At 65.2% G+C, this 24,560-nt stretch carries 21 protein-coding genes and 1 tRNA gene; 8 read left to right on the top strand and 14 right to left on the bottom strand.

Going from position 1 to position 24,560, the window contains the following annotated elements; all coding sequences use genetic code 11:
* Nucleotides 1-19 precede the first annotated feature (19 nt).
* Nucleotides 20-991, bottom strand: coding sequence for an MlaD family protein (locus ACQP0C_RS10165; protein ID WP_433732679.1), 972 nt, complete (start codon nucleotides 989-991; stop codon nucleotides 20-22).
* Nucleotides 992-1,118: 127 nt separating this feature from the next.
* Between ACQP0C_RS10165 and ACQP0C_RS10160 the strand changes: the two genes are divergently transcribed.
* Nucleotides 1,119-1,457 carry a hypothetical protein gene (locus tag ACQP0C_RS10160; RefSeq protein ID WP_433732678.1) on the top strand — a complete coding sequence of 113 codons (339 nt, stop codon included), beginning with the start codon at nucleotides 1,119-1,121 and terminating at the stop codon, nucleotides 1,455-1,457.
* An 86-nt stretch (nucleotides 1,458-1,543) separates the two neighbouring features.
* On the opposite strand, the gene ACQP0C_RS10155 is transcribed toward ACQP0C_RS10160, so the two are convergent.
* The 4 genes from ACQP0C_RS10155 to ACQP0C_RS10140 all read right to left on the bottom strand — a co-directional run bounded on the left by ACQP0C_RS10155 (nucleotide 1,544) and on the right by ACQP0C_RS10140 (nucleotide 8,246).
* Complete coding sequence (locus tag ACQP0C_RS10155) at nucleotides 1,544-2,470, bottom strand: NmrA/HSCARG family protein (RefSeq protein ID WP_433732677.1); 927 nt, start codon at nucleotides 2,468-2,470, stop codon at nucleotides 1,544-1,546.
* 4 nt (nucleotides 2,471-2,474) lie between these two features.
* Nucleotides 2,475-2,642 (bottom strand): hypothetical protein, encoded by a 168-nt coding sequence (locus tag ACQP0C_RS10150; RefSeq protein ID WP_433732676.1) that lies wholly within the window; start codon nucleotides 2,640-2,642, stop codon nucleotides 2,475-2,477.
* Between the two features lie 1,367 nt (nucleotides 2,643-4,009).
* Nucleotides 4,010-5,071 (bottom strand): tetratricopeptide repeat protein, encoded by a 1,062-nt coding sequence (locus ACQP0C_RS10145; protein WP_433732674.1) that lies wholly within the window; start codon nucleotides 5,069-5,071, stop codon nucleotides 4,010-4,012.
* A 67-nt stretch (nucleotides 5,072-5,138) separates the two neighbouring features.
* Nucleotides 5,139-8,246 carry a CHAT domain-containing protein gene (locus tag ACQP0C_RS10140; RefSeq protein WP_433732673.1) on the bottom strand — a complete coding sequence of 1,036 codons (3,108 nt, stop codon included), beginning with the start codon at nucleotides 8,244-8,246 and terminating at the stop codon, nucleotides 5,139-5,141.
* 122 nt (nucleotides 8,247-8,368) lie between these two features.
* Between ACQP0C_RS10140 and ACQP0C_RS10135 the strand changes: the two genes are divergently transcribed.
* Both ACQP0C_RS10135 and ACQP0C_RS10130 read left to right on the top strand, forming a co-directional pair.
* The gene (locus ACQP0C_RS10135) at nucleotides 8,369-8,785 is read left to right on the top strand and encodes a hypothetical protein (RefSeq protein ID WP_433732672.1); all 417 of its coding nucleotides are present in this window, start codon (nucleotides 8,369-8,371) and stop codon (nucleotides 8,783-8,785) included.
* Nucleotides 8,782-9,690: a hypothetical protein gene (locus ACQP0C_RS10130; protein ID WP_433732671.1), complete on the top strand. Its 909-nt coding sequence runs from the start codon at nucleotides 8,782-8,784 to the stop codon at nucleotides 9,688-9,690. Before ACQP0C_RS10135 ends, ACQP0C_RS10130 begins: the two co-directional genes overlap by 4 nt.
* A gap of 167 nt (nucleotides 9,691-9,857) precedes the next feature.
* On the opposite strand, the gene ACQP0C_RS10125 is transcribed toward ACQP0C_RS10130, so the two are convergent.
* Both ACQP0C_RS10125 and ACQP0C_RS10120 read right to left on the bottom strand, forming a co-directional pair.
* Nucleotides 9,858-10,451: a hypothetical protein gene (locus ACQP0C_RS10125; RefSeq protein WP_433732670.1), complete on the bottom strand. Its 594-nt coding sequence runs from the start codon at nucleotides 10,449-10,451 to the stop codon at nucleotides 9,858-9,860.
* 423 nt (nucleotides 10,452-10,874) lie between these two features.
* Nucleotides 10,875-11,570: a DUF4209 domain-containing protein gene (locus ACQP0C_RS10120; RefSeq protein WP_433732669.1), complete on the bottom strand. Its 696-nt coding sequence runs from the start codon at nucleotides 11,568-11,570 to the stop codon at nucleotides 10,875-10,877.
* 103 nt (nucleotides 11,571-11,673) lie between these two features.
* On the opposite strand from ACQP0C_RS10120, the gene ACQP0C_RS10115 reads away from it, so the two are divergent.
* Nucleotides 11,674-12,387 carry a hypothetical protein gene (locus ACQP0C_RS10115; RefSeq protein ID WP_433732668.1) on the top strand — a complete coding sequence of 238 codons (714 nt, stop codon included), beginning with the start codon at nucleotides 11,674-11,676 and terminating at the stop codon, nucleotides 12,385-12,387.
* A gap of 43 nt (nucleotides 12,388-12,430) precedes the next feature.
* Here the strand turns inward: ACQP0C_RS10115 and ACQP0C_RS10110 are convergent, their stop codons facing one another.
* Nucleotides 12,431-12,877, bottom strand: coding sequence for a hypothetical protein (locus tag ACQP0C_RS10110; protein WP_433732667.1), 447 nt, complete (start codon nucleotides 12,875-12,877; stop codon nucleotides 12,431-12,433).
* 488 nt (nucleotides 12,878-13,365) lie between these two features.
* On the opposite strand from ACQP0C_RS10110, the gene ACQP0C_RS10105 reads away from it, so the two are divergent.
* On the top strand, nucleotides 13,366-13,893 hold the full coding sequence (locus tag ACQP0C_RS10105) for a hypothetical protein (protein WP_433732666.1): 528 nt from the start codon (nucleotides 13,366-13,368) through the stop codon (nucleotides 13,891-13,893).
* Between the two features lie 206 nt (nucleotides 13,894-14,099).
* Here ACQP0C_RS10105 and ACQP0C_RS10100 read toward each other — a convergent pair.
* Nucleotides 14,100-14,172: transfer RNA gene (locus ACQP0C_RS10100), tRNA-Ala, on the bottom strand.
* A 122-nt stretch (nucleotides 14,173-14,294) separates the two neighbouring features.
* On the opposite strand from ACQP0C_RS10100, the gene ACQP0C_RS10095 reads away from it, so the two are divergent.
* The 3 genes from ACQP0C_RS10095 (at nucleotide 14,295) to ACQP0C_RS10085 (ending at nucleotide 19,368) form a co-directional block, all read left to right on the top strand.
* Nucleotides 14,295-15,806 (top strand): DUF222 domain-containing protein, encoded by a 1,512-nt coding sequence (locus tag ACQP0C_RS10095; RefSeq protein WP_433732665.1) that lies wholly within the window; start codon nucleotides 14,295-14,297, stop codon nucleotides 15,804-15,806.
* An 861-nt stretch (nucleotides 15,807-16,667) separates the two neighbouring features.
* Nucleotides 16,668-17,000 (top strand): transglycosylase family protein, encoded by a 333-nt coding sequence (locus tag ACQP0C_RS10090; protein WP_433732664.1) that lies wholly within the window; start codon nucleotides 16,668-16,670, stop codon nucleotides 16,998-17,000.
* Nucleotides 17,001-17,412: 412 nt separating this feature from the next.
* Entirely contained in the window at nucleotides 17,413-19,368 is a 1,956-nt protein-coding gene (locus tag ACQP0C_RS10085) for an MFS transporter (RefSeq protein ID WP_433732663.1), read from the top strand.
* A 45-nt stretch (nucleotides 19,369-19,413) separates the two neighbouring features.
* Here ACQP0C_RS10085 and ACQP0C_RS10080 read toward each other — a convergent pair whose 3' ends face one another.
* The 5 genes from ACQP0C_RS10080 to ACQP0C_RS10060 form a co-directional block, all read right to left on the bottom strand.
* Complete coding sequence (locus ACQP0C_RS10080; RefSeq protein ID WP_433732662.1) at nucleotides 19,414-20,151, bottom strand: DsbA family protein; 738 nt, start codon at nucleotides 20,149-20,151, stop codon at nucleotides 19,414-19,416.
* Between the two features lie 141 nt (nucleotides 20,152-20,292).
* A complete protein-coding gene (locus ACQP0C_RS10075) occupies nucleotides 20,293-21,471 on the bottom strand; it encodes an MFS transporter (protein ID WP_433734498.1) in 1,179 nt (392 codons plus the stop codon).
* A 217-nt stretch (nucleotides 21,472-21,688) separates the two neighbouring features.
* Nucleotides 21,689-23,329, bottom strand: coding sequence for a phosphoglucomutase (alpha-D-glucose-1,6-bisphosphate-dependent) (pgm, locus tag ACQP0C_RS10070; RefSeq protein ID WP_433732661.1), 1,641 nt, complete (start codon nucleotides 23,327-23,329; stop codon nucleotides 21,689-21,691).
* A 47-nt stretch (nucleotides 23,330-23,376) separates the two neighbouring features.
* Nucleotides 23,377-23,892 (bottom strand): DUF190 domain-containing protein, encoded by a 516-nt coding sequence (locus ACQP0C_RS10065; protein WP_433732660.1) that lies wholly within the window; start codon nucleotides 23,890-23,892, stop codon nucleotides 23,377-23,379.
* Nucleotides 23,893-23,969: 77 nt separating this feature from the next.
* On the bottom strand, nucleotides 23,970-24,335 hold the full coding sequence (locus tag ACQP0C_RS10060) for a fluoride efflux transporter FluC (RefSeq protein WP_433732659.1): 366 nt from the start codon (nucleotides 24,333-24,335) through the stop codon (nucleotides 23,970-23,972).
* Nucleotides 24,336-24,560 lie beyond the last annotated feature (225 nt).

The following is a 24,560-nucleotide window of genomic DNA, read 5'->3' as shown; positions in this document are numbered from 1 at the left end:
GGGATCTGTGGTGATGGTGCTATTTGACGGTGATCCGCAGGTGCAGCGCACTGTCATCGCCAGTGGCGTGCAGCGCTTGGGAAATGAGGCTGCTCAGGTCGATTCGCCCCGCCGCTGTGCCGACGGATTCGGCCAGGGGTCGCAGTGCGGGCGCGAGCTGTCGCAGCTCCGGGCCGGACTCGTGCAGAAAGGCGACGAGCCGGTTCAGGAACGGCAGCAGGCCGTCACCGCTCACGTAGTCGTCCGGCAGGGTGCCGCCCTCGTGATCGCGGACTATGTTCTCGACGACATCGACGACCTCGCGGATCCGGCCGCCGAACCGACCCCAGTGCGGCCCGCTCTCGGCGAATGCCGGTCCGGCCCAGTCGCTGTCGGCACCGACCCGCTGGAGTTGCTCGAGCAGGGTACGCAGTTCGCTCGATCGGGACAGCAGCATGGCGGCCAGCAGCTGCGTGGACCGGCCCAATTCGGGAACGATCTGCTCGGTGCCCGCCAATCCCCGGGACAGGGTCGAGACCAGCTCGCCCAGCGCCTGCGGATCGAACTGTTCGAGGAGCCGGGCCATCGCGTCGGCCATCTGCGGGATGGACACCGGCATGTGCACCTGCACGGCATCGACACGCTGCCGATCGGTGAGATACGGAGCGCCAGTTGTCGTGTCGGGCCGGAATTCGATATACGGCTCGCCCATCGCCGAGAGCTTCTCGATCGCCACCGAGCTCGACGCGGGCACCTGGTAGCCGTGTTCGATGCGCAGGTCGACCACGACACCGCGGTCGGCCGCGGTCACCGCCGTCACATCGCCGACGCGCACCCCGCGATACAGCACCGGCGACTTCGGCAGCAGCCCACCGGAATTCGGCAACGCCATGGTGAGCCGGGTGTAGTCCCGCAGCCAGTCGACGCGGACCACGTCGAAGCCGAGGTAGCCGACGCCGAGCACGAGGACGGTCGCGATCGCGCCGAGCGAGACGAATGAACCGCGTTTCATCGCACCATTCCGATCATGCGCACCGTGTCGATCATCCGGGCGACCTGCTCATCCTTGGGCAACGCCGCCGCGCTCGTGAGATCGACGCCGGCGACGTTCACCTTCGGTCCGTGCTTTGGCGTCGAAGATGTCGGCACTGGTCAACGACAAGACAGCGCTCACGATCATGACCAGAGACCGGACCTCCGCGGGCAACCGGGTTCCGATCCAGTTTCTCGCCTCTTACCTCGACTACCGATCAGCCGTGAAACCAGCGCACTTCGACGCCTGCCCGATACTGCTCGCCCAGCCCGCCGAAGACCGCTGGTCACCCCTGCACTCGAGCCAGCTGGTGCTGTCACCCATCACCGCTGTGCCGGTGCACACGGTCATGCTGGACAACGCCGGGCACTATCCGATCGAGGAGCCGGGGCTCACTCAGATGCAGAATGCCATCGCCGAATTCGTCATGAAGTACACGCAATAGGGCTGGACAGGATCCGCAGCCAGGACAACCTCGGACACTCCACAGCTCGATCCCGTCCGGAATCCGGCTGACCGCTCACCACGCGCTCACCGCCCCGACACTCCGAGCGGACGGCCGATCCTGTCGCGCTTGACACTGATGGTGCGCTTGTTCTCCCAGCCCTCCTCACGCAGCCAGTCCTCCAGCGTACGCAGTTGCAACTCCGGGTAGCGCCTGCGCAGACCTGCGACGTCGGCCTGGTAGCCGCCGGCGTTGAACCAACGGAACATCTGGTAGAACTCCTTGCCGAGTGCGACACGCACGATCGGCATCGGCAGGCGCCGGTACTTGACCGGGCGCCCCATGACACGCGCGAAGACCTCGGCGGCGTGGCGGTTGGTCAGCTCGCTGCCCGCGATCTCCAGCTCGGTGCCGAGAAACTCCTCGGGTCGCGCGAACGCGAGCGCGACGAACTTGCCGATGTCATCGGTCGCGATCGTCTGATAGGGGATATCGGCGCGCACCGGGTCGACGAGCCTGCCCTTCAGCAACCCCTTCTCGACCGCCGGGATGTAGTAGTTCTCCATGAACGACGCCGGCCGAAAGATCGTGGCGGGCAGGCCGAGCGCGCGGATGTGACGCTCGATCACGCCCTTGGTCTCGAAGTGGTCGATGCGCGATCCGCGCTCTGCTCCGCCCACAGAGGAGAACACCAGGTGCTCGACGCCGGTGCCGCGCGCAGCGTCGGCCACGTTGCGGCCCTGCTGGACCTCACGTTCGGCGCCGACACTCCAGAAGTCCTGCACGCTATAGACACCATGGGCGCCGATCATCGCGCGCTCGAGACTCTCGACGTCGTCCATATCGCCCTGGACGAGCTCCACGCCCGTCGCCGCAAGCGACCGGGCTCGCGCCGAGTCGGGATTGCGTGTGAGCGCCCGGATCGGCATCCCACGCGCAAGGAGGTGACGCACCACCGCTCCACCCTGTCGGCCCGTGGCACCCGTGACGAGGATGAGTTCGCGCTCCACCATGGTGTCAGCCCTCGCGCAGCCAGGCTCGCGCCCGGCAGGTGCCGTCGAAGTGCGTCTGCTCGAAGCCATCGGCGGACATCGCGTGCGTGATGGCCTTCCAGGCAAGCTTGATCGAGCGTGTCTGCTCGTTGTGCGTCATCGACCAGTACTCGGTGTCCTCGACGAGCCACATATCACATGCCCCTCTCGAGTTGGGTTGATACCTCTGCCGGGAACAAATGCGTGCCGCCACCTCGGATGAACCGGAGGTCGAATCGTGCGGATCCTCACGTGCCGGGTCGCGACCAGGGCCTCGAGGCACGCACCGACCAGCTCGTTCCAGACTATTGCTTCGGTGGCGAATTCGGGAGGTGTTGGCAACCGACCTGATCCCATCTCCGTCGACGTCGCGTCGCGGCCGTCTCACAGATCAGAAACGATGCACCGACGGGCCAGTGCCATCGAGCTGGCCCTGGATCCGACATTCGATGCAAGACCGATCCGAAAGATATTGTCGGACCACACTTTTCGGCCTAGCGGAGAGCGTACTCAGTGCAGTCGAATGGCGTCGATCTTTCGACTGGCAATCACCTCACCCCATTCCGACAGCAACAGTTACGCGCGGGTGAGGCGGCGTGACATCAGCATGATCATCGACCAGGTGACCATGGCTAGGTGGTGTTCGGGAGGTCGCTCGTAGTCGCGGACGTATCGGCAGTGATCCAGGCCAGGGCGCGCTCGACGAACTCCAGTCCCGGAGCTCGGAACGCAGACGAGGATCCGGAATCCCTGCAGCGTCTGGACATCCGCTCGAGCCATGTGTCGCGCCGTTCAGGCAGGTCATGCTCCGGTCGGCGAGCCGATTGTTGAGATCAAGCCCGAGCCTTGAATTGCAGGCGGGAACCAACATGGTTCGAGTAGGAGGCATAACGTACAAGGATCCCCAGGTTGTGAGCCTGAGGATCTTTTGTGAGTGGACCTTGGGGACCTTACTACAACACAAAACGCCAGGTAGAAGCCCTGGAAACACTCCTCCGCAAGCTACCCGACGCGACAACGACCCCCACACGGGTGCCGGGGCACAGACCCAAACGCCACGCCCTACAGAGACGCATCACCACCGCCGACCGCGCCGCAATAGTCGCCGCCTACCACTCCGGAGACCCCATCGCTCAGCTCGCCACCGACTGGCAACTCGCCAAAGGAAGCATCCTGGGAATTCTCCGGGACGCCGGCGCCACCATCCGCCACCAACGACACCTCACCCCCACCGAAATCAACCACGCATCACCAGCTACCAACACGGCGAATCCCTCGCCCACATCGGCCAACGCCTCGGCGTCGCCCACACCACCATCCGCACCGCACTCCAACAACGAGGCATCCCCCGCCGCGACACCCACGGCCGACCACAATGAACCCAAGTGCCGGTCCGAGCTGTCGGCTCGATACGGACAGCGTCGCCGACTACGTCGTCTCCACCAGCGGCATGGACATCGCTCGGACCAAGAACGGCGTCATCATCGCATTCGCGGCTAACGGCTCGCCTCCGGGCAGGCCTCAGCCGAGTTCGTCCAGTAGCTCGCAGACTTCCCGGACGCGGGGATGGTTTGGCGGGTACCGACTCTCATTGAATGCCAGGCACCGACGCGCGAGCCGGTCGGCCTCCTTGGGACGGCCGAGTCGGGCCAGCACTCGCGCCAGGTTCTCAACTGCATTGATCGTGTCCGGGTGCGAAGCGCCTCTCATCCGTTCGTAGGCGGCAACGCTCGCTCGTATTTCCGGCTCGGCTTGTCGGAAGCGGCCGAGTCGGTAAAGCGCTGTGGCTAGGTTGTTTTGTGCACTGGCGAGGAGTTCCCGGTGTTTGTCTTGGCCGGAGAGCCCGCGGATGATCGCGCGGAACTCGTCTGCGGCGTCGGTGACCCTGCCTAGACCGAACAGGGTCGCCGCAAGGTTGTTACGGGACTGGGCAGCTTCGATGCTCGTGACGCCGTGGACGCGCTCGTTTATCTCGATGAGAGAACGGTAGATCTCCGCGGCCTCGTTCAGTAAGCCGCTGACGCGCAACGCGTTTGCCAGCTTGTTACGGTTCGACATCGTCTGTGGATGCTCGGTGCCGTGCAGCCGTTCCAGTCGCGCGTCGGCGTCGCGGTGCAGCGCCTCGGCCTCGGCCGCCCGCCCCAGCGCGGTCAGCATGTAGCCGAGCGACTCGGAGGTGGCCAACGTGTCGGGGTGGTCCGGTCCGAGCACACGTTCGCGCCGATCTAGTACCTCATGCATATGCGCTTCCGCGGTGCTCACGTTCCCAAGTTCGAACTCTATGTCGGCGGCCTCGTACTCGACGCGCAAGGTTTGCTCGTCATCGGGGCCGAATACGTCACCGCAGAGCACGACCAATTGCTGGTAAAGCTTCAGTGCGTCGGCTCGGCGCTGCGGCTCCTGGCTCAACGCGAGCGCGAGTTGGTGTAGCGCCTCCAGGGTCTTCGGGTGCGATATGCCGACGTGGTCGCGGGCAGCGTTGAACGCCAGGCGGGCGAACTCCAGGGCGGATAACGTGATTGTGATTTCGTGGACCTTGTCCACAGGTGATTGGTCCGAACGCTTCGAGCGCCAGAAAGCCATGTCCCCTCCATAGTCCTGCCGATGATGGCACGCTGTGCCGAGGCGGTGCGCGGATATCGTCGAACTTCTATGCTCCCGTGTGGATATACGCGGCCCACACGATCGGTGGATAGCCTCCGTCTCGGAACTCCCGTATGACCGCGTGCAGCGCCGCTGCCGAGCGCTGTGGATCTGGTACCACTCTGCTGGCGTCCTCGATCAGCTTGGTATGGAAGCCGATCGCGATGCGGCTCGCGATTCGATCATTGATCGACCAGAGCGTGCCGATCACTTCTGGATAGCCAGCGAGCTGGAACGCGCCTGCGATATGCAGCGCCTCATCCGCGAGAGCAGGTGTGCCGTGGGCGGTATGGCAGGCCGAAAGCACCGCCAGTCGCGCGGCGGGCAACCGCAGTCGTGACACGTCCAGGAGGGTCAATGGGCGCTCGTCGTGCATCACGAGCCGGCTCGCCGACGGGTTGTCCCCGTCGCTGACCCCGTGGCAGGCGAAATGCACGTAAGCGTGGCTAGGCAATGCGGCCAGCACCTCGTCGCGAGTGGCGGTCGGACCGGTAAGTTCGTCGGTAGGCCACAGCGCAGCCAACGCCGCCGCTTCCTTACGCGCGTACGGCAAGGGGCGCTCGCGGCCTGTTTCTGGCATGGACACCACCAGCAGTCGCCCGTTCGGAAGCGGCCCGGTCGAGATGGCCGCCCGGGCGTGTCCGAGCGCTCGCACGGTCGGTGTGTACGAGGAAGTCACGCGGTCCAGCACTGTCAGAGGCTCTGACTCCCTGCGGCCGTGGTGTCCGGCCGCGTGCAGGGGCAGCGAGGACAACGGGCCGCCTGGCGACCACCAGAGTCGTTGATGGGGCGACGGGCGCAGCTGATCCAGGATCGGGCCGGTCACGGTGTCCCACAACCATTGCAGGATTTCGGTGACCATCCGGTGCCCGTCCAATTCGCTCGGGCCCGGCACGCACGCCGCGGCCAGTGCCGCCTGGAAACGCCTGGCCTGCCGGTCGGCATCATCCAGGGTCAGCTTGGTGAGCGCCACTGTGATCAGGTCGTCGCGGCGCACGATCAGCGCGTCACAACGGTGGCGGCTGAGGTTGATCAGCACCACTGGGCCGACGGCCGCGCAGGCATGGAGTTCGGTCAGCGACGGTGGTTGCAGGAACTCACCGAATCCGGGCAGTGTGCGGATTTCCGCCAAAATGTCCTCGCGTAGTGCCGCTCTGGCGTGCCGTTCGTCGCTGTCTTCTTCGTCGCTGTCGATCGTGTCGGTGGCCTCGGCCAGTTGCTGCGCGAGCGTGGGATGCTGTTCCCGCAGCCGCCCCAGATCGCCACCGGACTCGAGGGCCTGGCTCATCAGGACGCCTCGTCCCTGTTCCAGCCACCGCAGGGCCAACTGGGGATCGCCGAGTTGGAGTGCGCAAGCGGCGGCGTCCGCGGCCACTCCGGCGAGCTGGACCAGCCCGTGCTCTCGGTCGGCGCGGGCTAGGCGGCGGCTGGTGACCTGCGGGATCAGCGTCATCGCGAGTTCGGCCGCGCGCTTGGCCTGCGGCCAGTCGTCTAGGCGGGCCGCAGTGGCCGACCATTCGCTTGCCGCGAGCACGATCGACAACGGCCCGGACGCCTCGTCGGTCGCGCGAGCGAAAGCTCGTCCGGCAGCGCGTAGCGCACCTGGGTCCGCGGTGCGGTCATGTTGCAGGAGTAGCAGTTTGCCGTGCTGCCGGTAGTAGCCGGCACGCATGGCGGCCGGCACCGGATCGGACCGGACCGCGCGGCCCATGTAAGCGATAGCGCGGTCCAGCGCCGTGTCCTGGCCGCCGCGGTGGAACTCCGACAGCCACATGTTGCTGAGATTGCTCAGGCAGCCCGCGTGCCCGGGCGTCCCGAACGGCGTCTGTACCAACACCTCTTCCAGCAACTGCAAGGCTTCCTGATGATCCTCGACCTCACCTCGGGCCCGGGAACGCAGATACAACGCATTGGCAAGAGTTTCCAGCCAACGCGTGGGTGTATTGCCTGCCGTGGCCCGGACGACCTCTCGCGCCGCTGTGACCGCACGCTCGGCAGCCTCCGGATCACCTGTGCGCTCGAACAGATTCTGTTGCGCGATGCCGAGCGTCGACACATATTCCGTGCGCCGCTGATCGCCAGGAGAGGTGCCTGCGATCGCCTCCTCGAGGACGCTGATCGCCTCCCGCAGCGCACCGAGGTCGCGGAAATGCAGGAACCGCTCTCGCAGGGCTACCGCGAGGTTGTTGAGCCGGGCCGCACGCTCGGCGGCGGGGGCCGGCCGTCCGGCTGTCCAGCGCAGTACTTCGATCGCTTCGGTGAGTACCTCGACATCGCCACTGTGCTGGAACTGCCGCGCCAACGCCGCGGCCAGGCTGTTGCGCCGGTTGGCCAAAATCTGCTCGTCGTGACCAGCGTGATTGACGGCACGCCGGAGCAGTTCGACACTCTCGGCTAGGTAGGCGAGATCGCCGGTCGCTTCGTACCGGTACCGCAGCAGAACCCCGGCTTGCCAGTACATCTCGCCGTGTAAAGGGTCGGACGCGGCGAAGGCGCCTGCGGCCTGTGTGGCGGCCTGGATACCTTCGGCCAGGCACGTTGCATCACCGGTGAAGTCGTACTTCGCCCGTAGAGACCCGGCGAGGTTGACCAGCAGCCGAGCGCGGTCGGATCCCGACAATGCCGCCGCGGTCCGGTGTGCCTCGATCGCGGCGTCGAGATCGCGGATGTGGCTGCTGTGGTCGAACCGATGGTCCAGCAACAGACCGAGCTGATGCTGAATGCCGGCGTAGTCCGGGTCTTCTCGCGCAATTCGCGCCAGGCAGAAGCGGGCTAGGCGAATGGACTGGTCCAATTCGTCGGAATCTCGATCGAGTTCGTACCGGTGTCGCATGATGCGAACGAGGTCGCCGCTCTGGGTCGGGGTGGCACCGGTTTCGGTGGCGATCTTCCTGAGCAGCCGCAACGATTCGTCCAAATCCTCTCGGCGGCGGCTTGTCTCGAATCGGTGCAGTAACAAGTTGGCCAGATTTCCGGCTGGCCAGGCCGGATCGATCACCGGGCTGTGTTCGGCCAGTTCGAGCGTCCGCCGCATCAGGGCGATGGCCTGGTCCAGCTGCCCGCCGTCGCCGGTACGGTGAAACTGCGAAACATGTTCGGCAGCAGTTCGGGTCAAGGAAAAGGGATCGTGATCGGGCATCGCGGCGGGCCCCTACTTCGCGGTCGTTACATGCACGAGCACCCACCATGATCGCTAGTGTGGGCGGTTGGAACAACTGTGAAGGGGGCGATGCCAGCGTGAATACAGGAGGCCACGGTAGGCCGAGACAGGTCGACCATCGGATCGAGCAGCTGTGCGCGCGCCTCGCGGAAAGCTCCGGCCCGCTGGCGACACCGGGGCCGATGCGCGAGCGGGCGAGGTCGATCGCGGCCGCCATACGCGCTGGCCGCCCACCGGCAGACCTGGACACAGAGCTTGATGAGTTGGAAGACTTGTTGTTGCGCAACGGTTTCGCTGCGGGGTTGAGTTCCTCGCGGTCGACGTACACGACACTACCGGGAATCGGCGGCATCGGTGGCGGCCATCCTTCCCTGGAAGTATTGGCCTGCCCTGCCGACGCCTGCGACCGGATGCAGGCACCCGACCCCAGCGCGCCCGCACCGACCTGCGCGGTACTCGGCCAGCCCCTGCGCCTGATCCGGCTGCGGCCATGACGCGCTTCCTGGAGGCGCTGGCAGGGAAACTCGCCGAAAAGTGGCTGACCCTGCTCGTGCTTCCCGGGACTCTGTACCTGGCAGTGGCGATCACGGCACTTGAGCTCGGACAACGTCACTGGTACGACCTTCCCATGCTGCGCGATATGCTCACCCGGCTCGCGTCCCAACCTGCGGCCAGGACCGCGGGCACCGTGGTCCTGGGCTTGGCGGGACTGCTCGCCGCCGCGTCGGTTGCTGGCCTCGCTGCCAAAGCACTGGGCGCGATGATCATTCGATGGTGGCTGGCGCCCGCGCGCGACCCGATCAGCCGTTGGCTGCTCGCCCGTCGGGCCGTGCGATGGGAGCGCGCGCGGACACGGTTCGAGCAGGCGCGGCTGTTCGCGGGCCGCGCCCAGCGCGACAACCGACCGGACGCATCTGAGCTGGTCCGCATCGCCGAAGGCCACAACGCCGCACGCAACCGGATCGCACTGGAGCCACCGCGGCACCCGTTCTGGCTCGGAGACCGGATAGTCGCCGTCGACCGCCGTGTGCTGCGCCGCTACCAACTCGATCTCGCCTCGACCTGGCCCCGACTCTGGCTGATAGTGCCGGAAGCCGCCCGCGCCGAACTCGGTACCGCCCACGCAGCATTGACCAGCGCTGGCCAGATGGCCGGCTGGGCCTTGAGCTACCTAGCGCTCGGCACGCTCTGGTGGCCAGCGGCAGTGGCTGGCGCGTTCACCGCGCTGGCGGCCTGGCATCGCACCAAGGAATCCGGTGACGCACTGGCCGCGCTCATCGAATCCGCCGTGGACCTGCACGGTCGGACGCTGGCGGAGTCACTAGGAATCACCTGTCCCGGCCCGCTCACCGCCGAGATGGGCACCGAAATCACCGCTCTGCTACGCAAGGACACATGATTTCGGGTCGGAGGTCTTTGCTGCACGTGTCGGCGGTCAGATCGAAACAACTGCTCAGCGCGCCTCGGGCGAGCACTCGGACGCCCACTGACAGCATCAACGATCGGGTTTCGAGTCGCTATCAGCCGGAGGTTCTCCGACCGTGATTGAGCAGGTCGCTCGGATCACTACTCCCAGGGGTAGCGGCCCGCTTCGTATGCGGCTGCCTCGTCCTTGTCGTGCAGGAAGCGCGGGTGCATGTCCTCCTGGAGCGAGGTGTCGCTGATCGGCCACGGGTGCCACTGGTTGCGTAGGAGCTTGAGCAGGAACTCGGCCATGCCGCACGGGTATACCGTCCATTCGAGGTCCAAGCGTGTGTAGACCGCGACCGGCCATTGGTCCGGGTCCGGGTCTGTGGTGATCCAGCACAAAGTGTCGGCCGCGGCTGTTCCGCCCCAGATGAGCAGGTCCTCCAGCCGATACCGGCCCCGATCGACGAGTGCCCATCGGTTCACTCCTTCGTCGGCAAGCGCGCGCTCCGAGAGCCTCGAGACCTTGAGCATCTGTGACTCGGCCGAGGAGGCAGTGGGGGTGAAGACACCGACCATATCCTCGATCCCGCCGCTGCCGAAGGTTGCGACGAAGGCTCGGTAGTCGGCCGGGAAAGAGGTTCCGTAGATCCGCTCCGCCGCACCCCAGTCGATAGTGTCCCCGCACGTCGGCCCGATGCATGACAGCACTCTGGTGAGACTCGCCATAGCAGCGGGCTGATCCTCACTCACGCTGCAGTTCCCATCGGGTCGGGGCCGTCCTTGCTCATGTTGTGGCATTGTTCCTCGAGCCTGTGCATCTCGTTTGGCGAACTGAATCCGCCGGATTCTCGGCGAATGCTATAGCGCCGCTACGACATATCCATCGACACGAATGCGACAGAACCGGCTTGTGCCTGATGTCTTTCCAGTTCCACAGGCAAGCCGCTGGGGCTGGCCCGCCGTCGCGAAGACTTGGCCGATGTGGCTCCCGGATCTCAAACGACAGAAGCGGGTCTAGCTCCACAGCCCGGTCGCTGCCGCTTGAGCATCGGCAGTCGACGCCACCCGGTCAGCCCCGAGTGAACGCAGATAATAGCCGCTGACCGCGCAGATATCCGCACATGCCGATGATCGGGGCACCGGTGGACGAAATCGCCCACCGGTGCTGACCGGTCACGTTTCCGGCAGGTGCCGTGCCCGCAGCTTTCCGCGGATGCCTTCCGCTGCGATGAAAATTCGAGATTCGGTCCGACTGGTCCTCGCGAGCACGGCGTCCAAGATCCGGTCGCGTCCCGACGGCAGAGCGGCCGCGGACGCCACCTCGATGCGCCGACCCGAATTGTCGGTAATCTGCGCCGTAATGAGCACCACCGCGGCCCGCAGCAGCAGCGCCGCCTGTATCGGACCGACATCGTCGATGAATCCGTGCGCGTACTCGTTTCGCAGGTTGAGTCCGATCGGCCCGAGTAACTGCCAGCGCAGAAAGTATGCCCAATCCTCGTCCAGTGCAAGCGTTTCCAGCTCGTCGAGGAGGACGGGCAGGTACGGGTAATTGCCGGGATTCTTGGCCGCTTGCACCTGATAGATGCCTTCGTCGAGTTGGCGGAGTAGGGCACGGGCGGCGGCTTCGATTTTCGGGATCACAATCCCTGCGACGGCTTCGTGGTCTCGGGCCCAGAAGTACCCGAAGCCCTTGGCCAGGCTACGGGCAAGCCGCGGATCGACGGCACCCAACTCGATGAACACAACGGTGAGTTCATCGACGGCGGGGACACCGTATCGGTGGCCGATGCGCTGGAGGGCATCGGCTAGAATTCCGCCGTACAAGTCGGCCTGGATCCCGGCACTGCGAGCCGATGGCAAGAACATCGCCCTCACACCCATCGCGGCGACATTCCATCACAGCCTTCATCTCGAACTCCGCGCACCGCTCGAAGTGGGCGACGCAGGCGAGGCGACCATAACTCTCACCATGAAAGGACGCGAGCCACGGGAAGTCTGGCGTGGCATCGAACTTCGGCACGCAATCCGCAACGCCACCACGGCACAGATTCATGTCGACGGGAACTTTCTATCGACCGCAGCACTGGGATCTGTCGCGCCGGACGAATCCGGAGCAGAACTGTCAGCTCTAGCGGATGCTGCACGTGACCTCGATCTGGTCCAGGACCGGACCGGGACCATCTTCGCGATGCCTGACGAGATCGACACGGTGCAACGAATTTGGCTTCGCGCTCTGCGCATCATCCTGGACGGCGGAATAGCCCCATTACCACGCAGCGCAGTGCAGGGCTACACCCACCCCGGGACCACACTCCCCGACAACAAGGACGGCGACCTGCACAGCTCGCTGGTCAACTACCCCGTCGGAATCATCGAGCTGTTCGGCCGCCCGCTACACCTTGGTGGCCCGTTGCGTTACCCGAGCGAACGCGAATCGGACCGCGTCCGTTGCGGATTCTTCGCCGCGCGCAACTGTGCTGCGAACCGCGCGGTACGGCCGGCGCGGCCCGCAGCCAGAGTCCGCCGTCGGCGCCCGGCGACATCCGTGTGCGCCAGTGCGAAGCGCATCGAGTCGGTCACCGGGGAGGTCGATTCACCAAACATGTTGCGATGCAACCACTCTCGACGGGGACGAATATCGCAGCTTCGAATATTGCGCATCCGCCACTCAAAATGGCGTTAATAGCATATGGCAAATGCTGGATCCGTCGCCTATGTCGTCCGGGTTATTTCAATTCGCTGATACTGGTTATCCCGGGGCCCGGGTACCCGCTCCAGTCCGCGACGTAGGTGCCGCTGCCTTGACCTTCATAGGCCGCTATCCAGCCAGCATTTGAGCGTCTGACGATGAGAAAGTCGCCAAGGTCGCAGTTTTCGTAGACGTCGCTGTAGCTTTCCCGCCCGATGGTGATGACCCGGATCGGCTCGGCATAGCCGCCCCGTACCGCAACCACAGTGACATCCGTGTCCGTGTCGTTGTACAGCCGGTACTTGTCGGTGAGGTGCACTCTGGTTGTCGCCGGCGTGATCTCGGGTACGGGAGGTAACGTGCCCTTCTTCACGTCACTCTGAACTGCGTGCTGCTGCTGCTGTTGCTGCTTCATCGGCTGGGCCTTCGCTACCTTGGCCTTCGGCTTGCCGGTGTTGTCACGGCTCTCGCTACTACCAGACATCGAAACCTCCGTTGCGATTCGTCGCACCCCGGTCTGGGGGGCGTCTCACGGCACATCGATGAACTGCTCAGCCAGCGCGAGCAACACGCTGCCTCAATAAGCGTGACGGCCCCATTTGCCCATGTCAACGCGTTCCGAGTAAAGCCATCCAAGACCGGCCGTACAGCTGAAGCCGATGCCGCGATAGGCGGAATGTCGGATCTGACTGCCCGTGGTCCGGCAGGACGTCTACCGCTTAGGCCGGGATGCAATGCATCGACATGCCCATCGTCGTCGCATCGGCCCCATGCGCGCCGAAGGGGACTGATGCAGGATCCGGTGACAGTTTGACCTGCACCAGTCCCTTTCGTGATGCTGTTGGGCAGCATGTGGTTTCCCGGGTAGTACACCCGGTTTGCGTCGACCTTGCCGGCCCCAGGACTGAGGTACCGTCCACCGGAGCCGTCGAGGGCGTGGCCGTCGCTGCGCAATAGGTCGAGGCTGGCCTTATGACGACTTCGTATGGAGGCGTGACGCGGTGGGGTGGGATTCGTGTATCTGGTGTTCGTCGTGATCCGCTCGATGTCGGGAAGATCGCTGCAGTGCTTGTCGGGCTCGCGCGACAGCAGAAGGCTGGGAATACGGGTGCCCGCGGCGGTCCAGCGGTGGTCGACGGCAAGACTTCAGGGCCGGCGCCGGCTGACAAGCTCGCGCGACGGCGGGTGAGGCGGCTCGATCACGACGAAGTCATGGCCTTGATAGAGGGCTACACCGCGGGCGAGTCGACCTATGAGCTCGCAGACAGGTTCGGTGTCGACCGCCGGACCCTCAGCGCGATCCTGCATCGGCACAACATTCCGCTGCGGCGGTGGGGCTTGTCTTCGCAGCAGGTTGACGAGGCGGTCGAGCTTTACGGTCTCGGCTGGTCGCTCGCTCGAATCGCCCGGCACCTGGCTGTCGATCCGGAAACGGTGCTGAACCGTCTGCGCGATCGAGGTGTCCGGAGGCGAGACACGCATGTACGTGCCCGGTCTTGACATCTCGGGAACCACTAGCCATCCATGCGGTCGGTCGAGCACAAACAGTTTCCGGCCTGTTCAATGCCAAATACATGGCAAGTCACCTTGCGGGGATAGAACACGAAAGCGGCTTTGAGCAGGGCGAATAAGGTAGAGCGCCTACCTGCTTACATCTGCGGTTGGACGTATACGCCCTGTTCAATGCCGCTTTTTGCCTCGAAAAGTGGAGCTAAGGGGACTCGAACCCCTGACCCCCACACTGCCAGTGTGGTGCGCTACCAGCTGCGCCATAGCCCCGAGTGGGTTGCTTTCAGGTTTCCCTGACTGCCTGAACGAAGTTACACCACTGGCGTGTCGGCAACCAAATCGCCTTGATTCAGGGGTGGCGGAGGGGGTTGCGCGAACGTAGAATCGAACACATGTTCGATAGCGACGATCTCTCATCCGTGGACTTCGGGTCCATGAGTGACGAGGGGCTGATCGAGGCCCTCCGGGCGGCGCATGGGCGGGCGGCGGTGGCGCAGGCCGCTGAGGTATTCGCGGTGCGGGAGTTGTATCGGCGGCATCGAGCCGAGAGTGCGGAGCCGGGGCCAGGCGGGGTGCGGGCCGGGGAGTTCGCGGCCAGTGAGGCCGCCGTGGCACTGCAGATCGATGAGGGTACGGCGGGGGCGTTGATCGATATCGGTCTGGCACTGGAGGATTCGTTGCCGCAGACGCGGGCGGCGTTTGCCGCGGGACGGATCGATCTGGCGAAGGTGCGGGTGATCGTGGACAACACCTGTGCGGTGGCCAGGGAAGTGCTGGACGTTCTGGAGCCGCGACTGCTCGAGGCGGCAGGGCGGAACAATTCGGTGCGGCTGCGGCAAGCCGCGCGGCGGTGGGCGGCGCGGTTGGATCCCGGCGGGGCGCAGCGGCGGCGGGAGTCGCGCCAAGACGAGCGGGATGTGCGGCTGCGGGCGGTGCAGGACGGCATGGCGGTGTTCGACGGGTTGCTACCCGCGCCGGGTGCGCAGACGGTTGCGATGCGGTTGCGGGAGATGAGTCTGCAGGTGTGCGCGTCGGATCCGCGGAGCATGCCGCAGCGGCGGGCCGACGCCCTGGTGGCGCTGGCGGATGGGTCGGGGCGGCTGCGGTGCCATTGCGGGCGCGGTGCGCGGTGTCCGAAGTTCGGGGTGCCGATCGAAAAGCCGCGCAGGCCCTTGATCCAGATCGGGATCCCGGCGGACACCCTGTTCGGCATTCAAGAGGCACCGGCTTTTCTAGCCGGATATGGGCCGATCGATGCGGCGCTGGCCAGGATTCTGGCCGAACACGCTCGCTTCCAGGTGATTCCGGAACGATCGGCCACCGACGACGCCCGGCCCGCGGCCGAGGAGGCGGCTGAATGGCTGCGATCGCCGCGACTGGAACGTGAGGTACGTGCGGTGGACGGCATGTGCCGCTTCCCGGGTTGCGTCATGCCCGCCGCGGAATCCGAACTGAACCACAATCACCCCAACGACCGGCGGCCCGACCGCGGCGGACGAACCATTCGCACCAACCTGGCCGTACTGTGCACCCGCCACCATCGCCTGAAGACATTGGCGGACAACAAGAGACTCCCCTGGCGCACCTGGCGCGCCGACCTGGACCGCCTGCAGTGGACCGAACCGACCGGCGACATCCACACCACGGTCCGCGAAGGCGCCCGCTACCTCTTCCCACGCACCGACACCGACGCCCCCGTCGCCCCATACACCGGCCACCACCGTTCCGAGCCCAACGAAGCACCCCCACCGATCCCCGTCCGCCCCGCCGATCGCCCAACCGCCGAAGACATCGCCTACCCCCTCGACGGCTACATCGTCGTACACGGCCAACTACGCCGAATCCGCCCCGAAGACGAGATCCCCGAAGACGCACCGCACCCAGCCCGAACCCCCAGCGACTGACCAACCCAGCCACCTTCCCGATCCGACCGCAATCACCAGCCGCAGCGGCGACCATGCGTAAGGTGATGTGAGCGAACGGCAGCCCATGGGATGGAGCACGACCACTGGTGAGCGATCCATCGCTGTCGAAAATTGGAGCACGCCCGTTCTCATCGCGCACAGCTGCCTCGGACGGGGTGCGGCTCTCACGGGACCGCCTCGGCGGTGCCACAAACCTCGCGCCACCGTTCGCGAGCGCACATGCTCAACTACATGAGGCATGTGCCGTTGTCATCGCCCGGCTTGTAGGGCATCCGGGCCCTATAAGCCCCGCTACGGGCCCCAATTCCCGTATCGCATCGACAGAGCTCCGTCGCTTCTGCCAGGCGTTGCCAAACCAATCGCCATATCGGGTGGCTCGATTGTTCCATCCCGTGAATGCAATCGGATTCACAATTACCCTGGCAGATAACTGCTGCACCATGCGTAACAGCTGGCAGGCATGCCTAAGCCGCTGCCAAACCGGACATTCATCCCAGGATTCGCCGGGAGAGGGCGGTGCAGGTCACTATTTCGCAGTGATCCCGAACACATAACGTAACTATCACGCATTGCCGCAGATATACATTTTCACCCATTCGAACTGCGGAAATATCAAAACTCTGGCGCTTGGCTTCAGGCAATTCGGACGTTATCTCAACGTGATGTGCGGCGAATTCTTCGCTACCGTCGTGGACAGCCCTGATCGACGAGACGGGCTCGAACGCGAACCGCCGAACGCCGGTAACCCTGCCCCGCGGTTCCGAGGATCCCCGACATCGCTGGGGGCAGGGACACGGTGGGAAATTCGCCGGAGCCGAGCGGGCGCAGCCAGGAAAACACATGACTCAGAACCGCAAGTTCACCCGCGCCCTCGGTATCGCCGCCGTCGCCGGTGCCATCGCCGCAGTTCCGTTCGGTCTGTCCACCGCCACCGCGTCGGCCGCCGGCCACAACTGGGACGCCGTTGCCCAGTGCGAGAGCAGCGGCAACTGGGGTACCGACACCGGTAACGGCTTCTCCGGCGGCCTGCAGTTCACGCAGAGCACCTGGGCCGCCAACGGCGGTGCGGGCAGCCCGAGCGGCGCCAGCCGTGAAGAGCAGATCCGCGTCGCCGAGAATGTGCTCGCCAGCCAGGGCCCGGGCGCGTGGCCCGTGTGCGGCGCTTACCTGTAAGCCCAGATCTCCCCAACGGGGTCCGTGCCAGCGGCACGGACCCCGTTGTCGTCGGTCCCGCCACCAAAATCGACACCATCGAAGTCGATAGCACCGGAACCATTCCAGCAACTATTCGGCGACTCAGCAGAGATTCCGCCGATACCAGCCGACCACCTACGGCACATCGGAATCGAAAACCCGTCCGCCACGGTGGAATTCGCGATTCCCGCGCCGGCCTCGCACGGTCAACCACCAGTCCCGCTCACCGGTACCGCCCATTTCAGTTACGCAAATCAATCGATCTCATGGTCCGAAACACCTGCGGTAAGTGATTCATCTCACTACCCTGTTTCCACCCGGCAACTCGCCCTGATCCGCGGACGGATCAGGTTCCTTTACGAAATGCCGTGGCTAGAAAGGCATCTCGACCATGAGCTCGACCCAGACCGCAGAGCCGCCGACCCTGCTCACGGGGCTGTGGCAGCGCAAGCTACCGCACTATCCCGATACTCCCGCCCGCTCCTGGTATCTGGCCCTGGTGGTCATCACATCAGTGGCGCTGTACTACCAACTATTCGTCACCGGAGCGGTGGGAAATGAGCTGATCGCCTACTTCCACCTATCCTTCCGGTACTTCGTCGGGATCTTCATCGCGGGCGCCGCATTCGGCGCGGCCGCCTCGGTGCTCGCCGGTCTGCTCGACCGCTGGGGACGAGCCAATATCGTCGCCTACGGCGTGGTGATCTGCTCCCTGCTCACCCTGTTCGCCGTACCCGCGACCACCAGCAAGGAGGCCTATCTCGTCGTCTACTGCGTGGTGAGCATTGTCGAGGGCGCGGTGCTGGTGGCCACACCGGCATTGATTCGCGACTTCTCCCCGCAGTTGGGCCGGGCCTCGGCGATGGGCTTCTGGACCCTCGGACCAGTGCTCGGCGCGTTGATCACCACCGAAATCTCCACACACACCCTCGGTGCCCACCCCGATTGGCAGTACCACTATCGGCTGTGCGGTGTGATCAGCATGGTCATCGCGATATTCGCGGTGATCGGCTTGCGTGAACTCAGTCCGGCGCTGCGTGACCAGATCATGGTGTCGATGCGCGATCGCGCGCTGATCGAAGCGCGGGCCCGCGGATTGGACGTCAGCACGCTCGAGCACGGGCAATGGCGGCAGATGCTGCGCGTCAATATCGTCGGATCGGCGCTGGCGATCAGCCTGTTCCTCGCCTACTTCTACACCATCGTGTCTTTCCTACCCGTATATATGGCAACCATTTTCGGGTTCAGTTCGGCCAGGGCCAATGCCCTCGGAAATTGGTATTGGATCGCCAATGCGATCGCGCTCGTGCTGGCAGGTATCGTTTCGGACTACGTCAAGGTGCGCAAGCCGTTCATGATCGTCGGCGCACTCATCAGCATTGTCGGATTGTTCGTATTCCTCGGCTATACCGAGAAGCCCGACACCGGGTACTACACGTTCGCGGTGTGGTTGAGCGTCATAGCGGTCGGCGCGGGCATCGCCTACGCCACCTGGATGGCCAGCTTCACCGAGACCGTGGAGAACCGGAATCCGGCCGCGACCGCGGTCGGTCTCGCGGTCTGGGGCGGCACGCTGCGCGGCGTGGTCACCATTGTGCTGTTCGGCTTGCTGATCGTGATCAATACCGCTGGCACGCTGGTCAACTACGGTCCTCGGCTCGCCGAGATCCAGCACAAGTACGGTCCACAGCTCGCGACCATTCAGACGGTCGGCACGGATACGCTCGCGGCACTGCAGCAGAACCCCAATGATCAGGCCGCACAGGTCGCGGCGCTCACCAAGCTGACCGGTGCGTCACCCGCCGAGATCCAGACGACCGTCGGCCTCAATACCCGCTATCCGCAGGAGCTGGCGACACTACAGGCCATCGACCCGGCCACGTTGGCGACGCTGTCCACCAATCCGTCCGATGCCGCAGCGGGGCTCGCGGCGGTCGGCCAGGTCGCGAAGAAGTTCGGCATCCCGGTGGACCAGGCCATCGCACGCCTGCAGGCGACCCAGCAGCTCCCGGCCGCCGATCTCGCAGTCGCCGCCAAGGTGGGCCCCAAGCTCACGCAGGCGACGGCGCAGCTGCAGTCGGTCGGCACCATCCCCGCCGATGACCAGGCCTATCTGGCCGCCCACGCCACCGAGGTGCAGCAGGCGGCCAAGGATTCGCCAGGACAGTGGAAGCGCTGGTGGTGGATCTGCCTGATCGCGCAGGTCGTATTCCTGCCGTTCGTCTTCCTGATGTCCGGACATTGGAGCCCGAAGAAGGCCGCCGCGGAGGCGAAGGCGCACGACGAGCGCGTCGAGCGCGAACTCGCCGCGATCAAGGAAGAACCGGAACCGGAACCAGCCGGGTAGTACCCCGTGCCGGGCGCTGCGACAGCATCGCCCGGCACGAACCGGTCACTTGGTGAGGTCGACCACCCATTCGTGGTTGTTCACATCGACCTTGTCCTTGCCATCGAAAACGGCGGGCGTAGCAACCTCACCGTTCGCATCGGTCAGCGCGGCACGCGCCATCTGCGCGTGGATCTTCGCCGCGTCGAGGTTCGCGCCGGAACTGATGCACTGCACCGCCTCCAGCGACGCGCCCGCCTCCTTCGCGACAGTGGCCAGATCCTCATTGCTGAGATCCGTGCCGCCTTCCTTCGGCTGCTTCGAGGTGAACAGCAGGGCGTGGAACTTCGAGTACACCGGACCGGAACCGGTCGCCGCCACACATTCGTTCGCCGCGACCGCCCGGGTCGAGTAGTCCTTGCTCTTGGACTTGGAGTCGAGAAATGTCACCAGGTGATACCGCAACGCGAGCCTGCCCTCGTCCATCTTCTGCGCGATCTCCTGACCGTAGAGCCGCTCCAGCGCACCGCAGGACGGACACAACGGATCCTCGTACACGTCGATCGTCTTCGACGCATCCCCCCGACCGAGCAGAATCGCACCACTCTTCTGGTCCAGCACCGCGGTCACCCCGGCATCATGAACCGACCCATACCCGTCATTACGAATCGAGGCATCGTCGCGCCCCCACCGAATAGCAAGGATCACAATCAACGCAATGAGCACAAGTGCCACGCCCCCCAGCGCATACGTGGTCACATTGGACACCGGCCGCGGCGCGTACTTCGAACCCGATTCGCTCACCCCCACACTCTGCCCCACCCCACCCTCACTCCCCACCCCGAGGGGTCCTGGACCATGATCATCATGCGCTCATGCAGGTAAACGTCGAGAACGGTCCTGCATCAGCGCATGGTGAACGAACGTCCAACTCCCGGGGGTGGGTTAGAGGTTGCGTATGGGTCGGGTGTGTAGGGGTTCTGGGGCTAGGGTCCAGACTGTGGCGGCTACCGCGAGTAGGGCGCCGGTGAGGGCTAGGGCGAGGGCGTAGGAGAGGGTTTGGGCTACGGCGCCCACGGCGACCGGGCCGATGACTGTGCCGAGATCGGCGGCCATCTGGAATGCGGCGAGCACCGGGCCACCGCGGGCCTTCGGTCCGATGACATCCGCGACGGCCGCCTGCTGAGCGGGGGTGAACATGCCCGATCCGAGTCCGGCGACGAATGAGGTCGCCAACAGCCAGGGCAGGTCAGCGGCGATACCGAGTCCTGCGGTGCCGATCGCGCAGATCAGGGATCCGGCGATCAGGAACGGCTTGCGGCCGAATCGGTCGGAGAGCCTGCCGGAGGCGAAAAGCACCGCAACATTGCCCGCGGCGAACACCGTCAGTGTCACACCGGCCATACCCGGTTTCTGATGTAGCACTTCGACAACGAGCAGCGGCACCAACGCCATTCGCACACCGAATACGGCAGCGCCATTGGCGAAATTCGACAGCAGCACCGCGCGGTACTCCGACCGGGACAGCCCCTCGCGGAACGACATCAACCGCAGCCCGTCGACGGGTTCGGGTGCGGCCAAGGTCGAATGCCGCAGGTTCACATAGACCACGGCGGTGGCGAGCAGCAGCGCCGCCGCATAGATCAGGAAAGGCGCCCGTAGCCCGAGCCCGGCGAGCGCACCGCCGACCAGTGGCCCACTCACCGATCCGATCAGAAAGCTCGTCGACCACAGCCCGGACACCCGGCCACGCTGTGCGGGCGGTGACATCCGGATGACCAGCGCCAGCGACGATACCGTGAACATGGTCGACCCGACACCGCCGGCCGATCGCAGCACCAGCAGCTGCCAATAGCTCTGCGCGAACGCACTCGCCCCGGTCGAGACCGCGACGATCAGCAGTCCGCCCAGATAGACCGACCGCTCCCCCAACCGCTGCACCAATCGACCACTGACCGGCGCGAACAGCAGCCGCATCAAGGCGAAAGCACTGACGATCGCCGACGCAGCGGCGACACCGACCCCGAACCCACGTGCGAACTGCGGCAACACCGGTGCCACCAGACCGAATCCGACGGCGATGACAAACGATGCGCCGACCAACACCCAGATCTCGACCGGCAAGGCCCTGGACCGCGCCCCACTCGATCCAGCAGCAGCCCCGCCCGGCCCCCCAACCGAACCCGACGCCACCGCCAATGCCCTGGCCGGTCCCTTTGTCTCCGCCGCACCCCATGTCGCCGATCCCGTCGGCACCACTGAACCGGGCGCACCCGCTGCCCCTGACGAACTGAGCGAACCCACCAAATCCGCCGACCCCGACGACCCCGTAGCCGATCTATCAGTCACCGGACAGCGCCTGCCCCACCACTTCCTCCGCGGCCGCCTGCACCTGTGCCAAATGCTCGGGCCCTTGGAACGATTCCGCGTAGATCTTGTACTTGTCCTCGGTTCCCGACGGCCGCGCCGCGAACCACGCGTTCTCCGTGGTGACCTTCAATCCGCCCAGCGGGGCGCCATTGCCGCGCGCCCGAGTGAGCACCGCCGTGATCGGCTCACCGGCGATCTCCTTTGTGGTGATCATGTCCGGTGTCAACTTCGCAAGCAGTGCTTTCTGTTCCGGGGTCGCCGCGGCATCGATCCGCGCATAGGCCGGACTGCCGTAGCGCTTCTCGAGTTCGACGTAGCGCGCCGACGGACTCTGACCGGTGACCGCGGCGACCTCGGTGGCCAGCAGGGCGAGCAGGATGCCGTCCTTATCGGTGGTCCACACGGTGCCGTCCATCCGCAGGAACGACGCGCCCGCACTCTCCTCACCGCCGAAAGCCAGGCTGCCGCTGAACAATCCGGGTACGAAGAATTTGAAGCCGACCGGCACCTCGTACACATCGCGCCCGAGCACGCTGACCACCCGGTCGATCATCGACGAACTCACCGCCGTCTTGCCGATCTTGGTCAGCGCGTCCCAGCCCATCCGGTTCGCGACGAGATATTCGATGGCGACCGCGAGGAAATGGTTCGGATTCATCAGACCACCGTCGGGGGTGACGATGCCGTGCCGGTCCGCGTCGGCATCGTTGCCGGTGGAGATGTCGTAGTCGTCCTTGATGGCGATCAGCGAGGCCATCGCATAACGCGAAGACGGATCCATCCGGATCTTGCCGTCGGAATCCAGGGTCATGAACCGCCAGGTCGGATCGACGAACGGGTTGACGACCTCGAGCTCGAGGTCGTAGCGCTGCCCGATCTCCTCCCAGTAGTCGACACTGGCCCCGCCCATCGGATCCGCGCCGAGCCGGATCCCGGCACCGCGAATGGCGTCCAGGTTCAACACATTCGGCAGATCGGCGATGTAGTGGTCGAGGTAGTCGTAGCGCTCGACGCCGTTCTCCAACGCATGCCGCAGCGTGGTCCGCCGGACACCGGCCAATCCGCCGCGCAACAGTTCGTTGGCGCGGGTGGCGATGGCATCGGTGGCCCTGGTATCGGCCGGACCACCGTGCGGCGGATTGTATTTGAAGCCGCCGTCGCGCGGCGGATTGTGCGAGGGCGTGACGACGATGCCATCGGCCTGATGTCTGGCGCCGCCGCGATTGTGGCGCAGCACCGCATGGCTCAGGGCGGGCGTCGGGGTGTAGCGGTCGCGGGCATCGATCATCGTGGTCACATCGTTGGCGGCGAGCACCTCGAGTGCGGTGGTCCACGCGGGTTCGGAGAGCGCGTGGGTGTCGCGGGCCAGATAGACCGGACCGGTAATGCCGCGCGTGGCACGGTATTCCACGATCGACTGGGTGATCGCCAGAATGTGCGCCTCGTTGAACGCGCAGTCCAGACTCGAACCACGATGCCCCGAGGTGCCGAAAGCCACCTGCTGTGCGGGATCGGCCGGATCCGGGATGCGGCTGTAGTAGGCCGTCACCAGACGCGCGATGTCCTCCAGGTCGGAGGGACGCGCGGGTCGCCCGGCTCGATCATGGGCCATGCTCGGGTCTCCCTTCCGTGTCGGCTGCGCCCGGCTCGTCATCAAAATCATGGCCACAACCACCGGGTCGTGGCCGCGGCGGCGTACACCGCGGTCAGGCTGGTCACGACGCTGAGCACCACATTGCCCACCGCATACGCGTGGGCGCCCTCGACGGCGAGGCGGATCGTCTCGTAGCCGAAGGTGCTGAATGTGGTGAGCACGCCACAGAAGCCTGTTCCCGCGGCGGCCAACAGCCAGCTGTTCGCGCTGGCGCCGATCAGTCCACCGAGCAGCGCCGAACCGACAATGTTAACGGTCAATGTGCCCAGCGGCAGCAGAGATTCGAATCGCGGTGCAACCGCCAGGATCCGGGTGGTGCGGATGCGCGTGGACGCGCCGTTGCCCTGCACTCCGCGCCACACGCTGGCGCCCGCCGGTCCGGCGTCGCGGGCACGCCGCACGATCTCGGGGTACAGGGGTCCGTGCCGCCACTTGTCGTCCTCGTCGAGCAGGATCGTCAGTCGCGCCGCCGACTGCCACTGTCCCGCAGCCGGACCAGTGCCCGCCGGTGAATCATCCATCGCCTGACCCCCTTCCGTCGTGCTCTCCACTGTTCAACTCGTTCGTCGTGCCGTACCAGCCGCCCACCGTGCCACAGTCATGCCGAGCACGACCGCCCCCAATGCCGCCACCATCGTCCCCCCGAGATAACCGAGCGCCGGACCGCGGCACCCGATTCGAGCAGTCTACGAACCTCGACGCTGTAGATGGAAAAAGTGGTGAAGCCGCCGAGGAATCCGATACCGAGGAAGGGGCGCAGCAGTCTGTGGGCTACCCACACTCCGGTGATCAGAACCATCAGAATTCCGATCGCAAAGCATCCCATGACGTTGATCGTGAACGTCGACCAGGGGACCTGATGTTGCGCCGACCACCAGAGGCCGATGGCACAGCGCAGCAGCGCGCCGAGACCGCCGCTGAGGGAGATCACGATGAGCACCACCGGCGCAATGCTAACGGTCACCGGATGATCCGCATATCCGGGACGCCGGTGCACGCTATGAGCAGCGCTGTTCGTTGACATGGCAGCCCGTAGCACGTACGAATGCCTGGAAGGTTTGGCCGAAGTTCCCACCTACCCCTACGGAGACAGGTCGGGAGCGATGATGGCGGCACGACGGGCAGTATCCAATGCGCCTGGGAATACGGCGGAAGGCCGCCGGACCGGGTGCCAGCAACTGTTCGGCAG

The organism is Nocardia sp. CA-129566 (genome assembly GCF_050956075.1).
GTDB lineage: Bacteria > Actinomycetota > Actinomycetes > Mycobacteriales > Mycobacteriaceae > Nocardia.
This window is presented reverse-complemented; position numbering and strand designations above follow the sequence as displayed.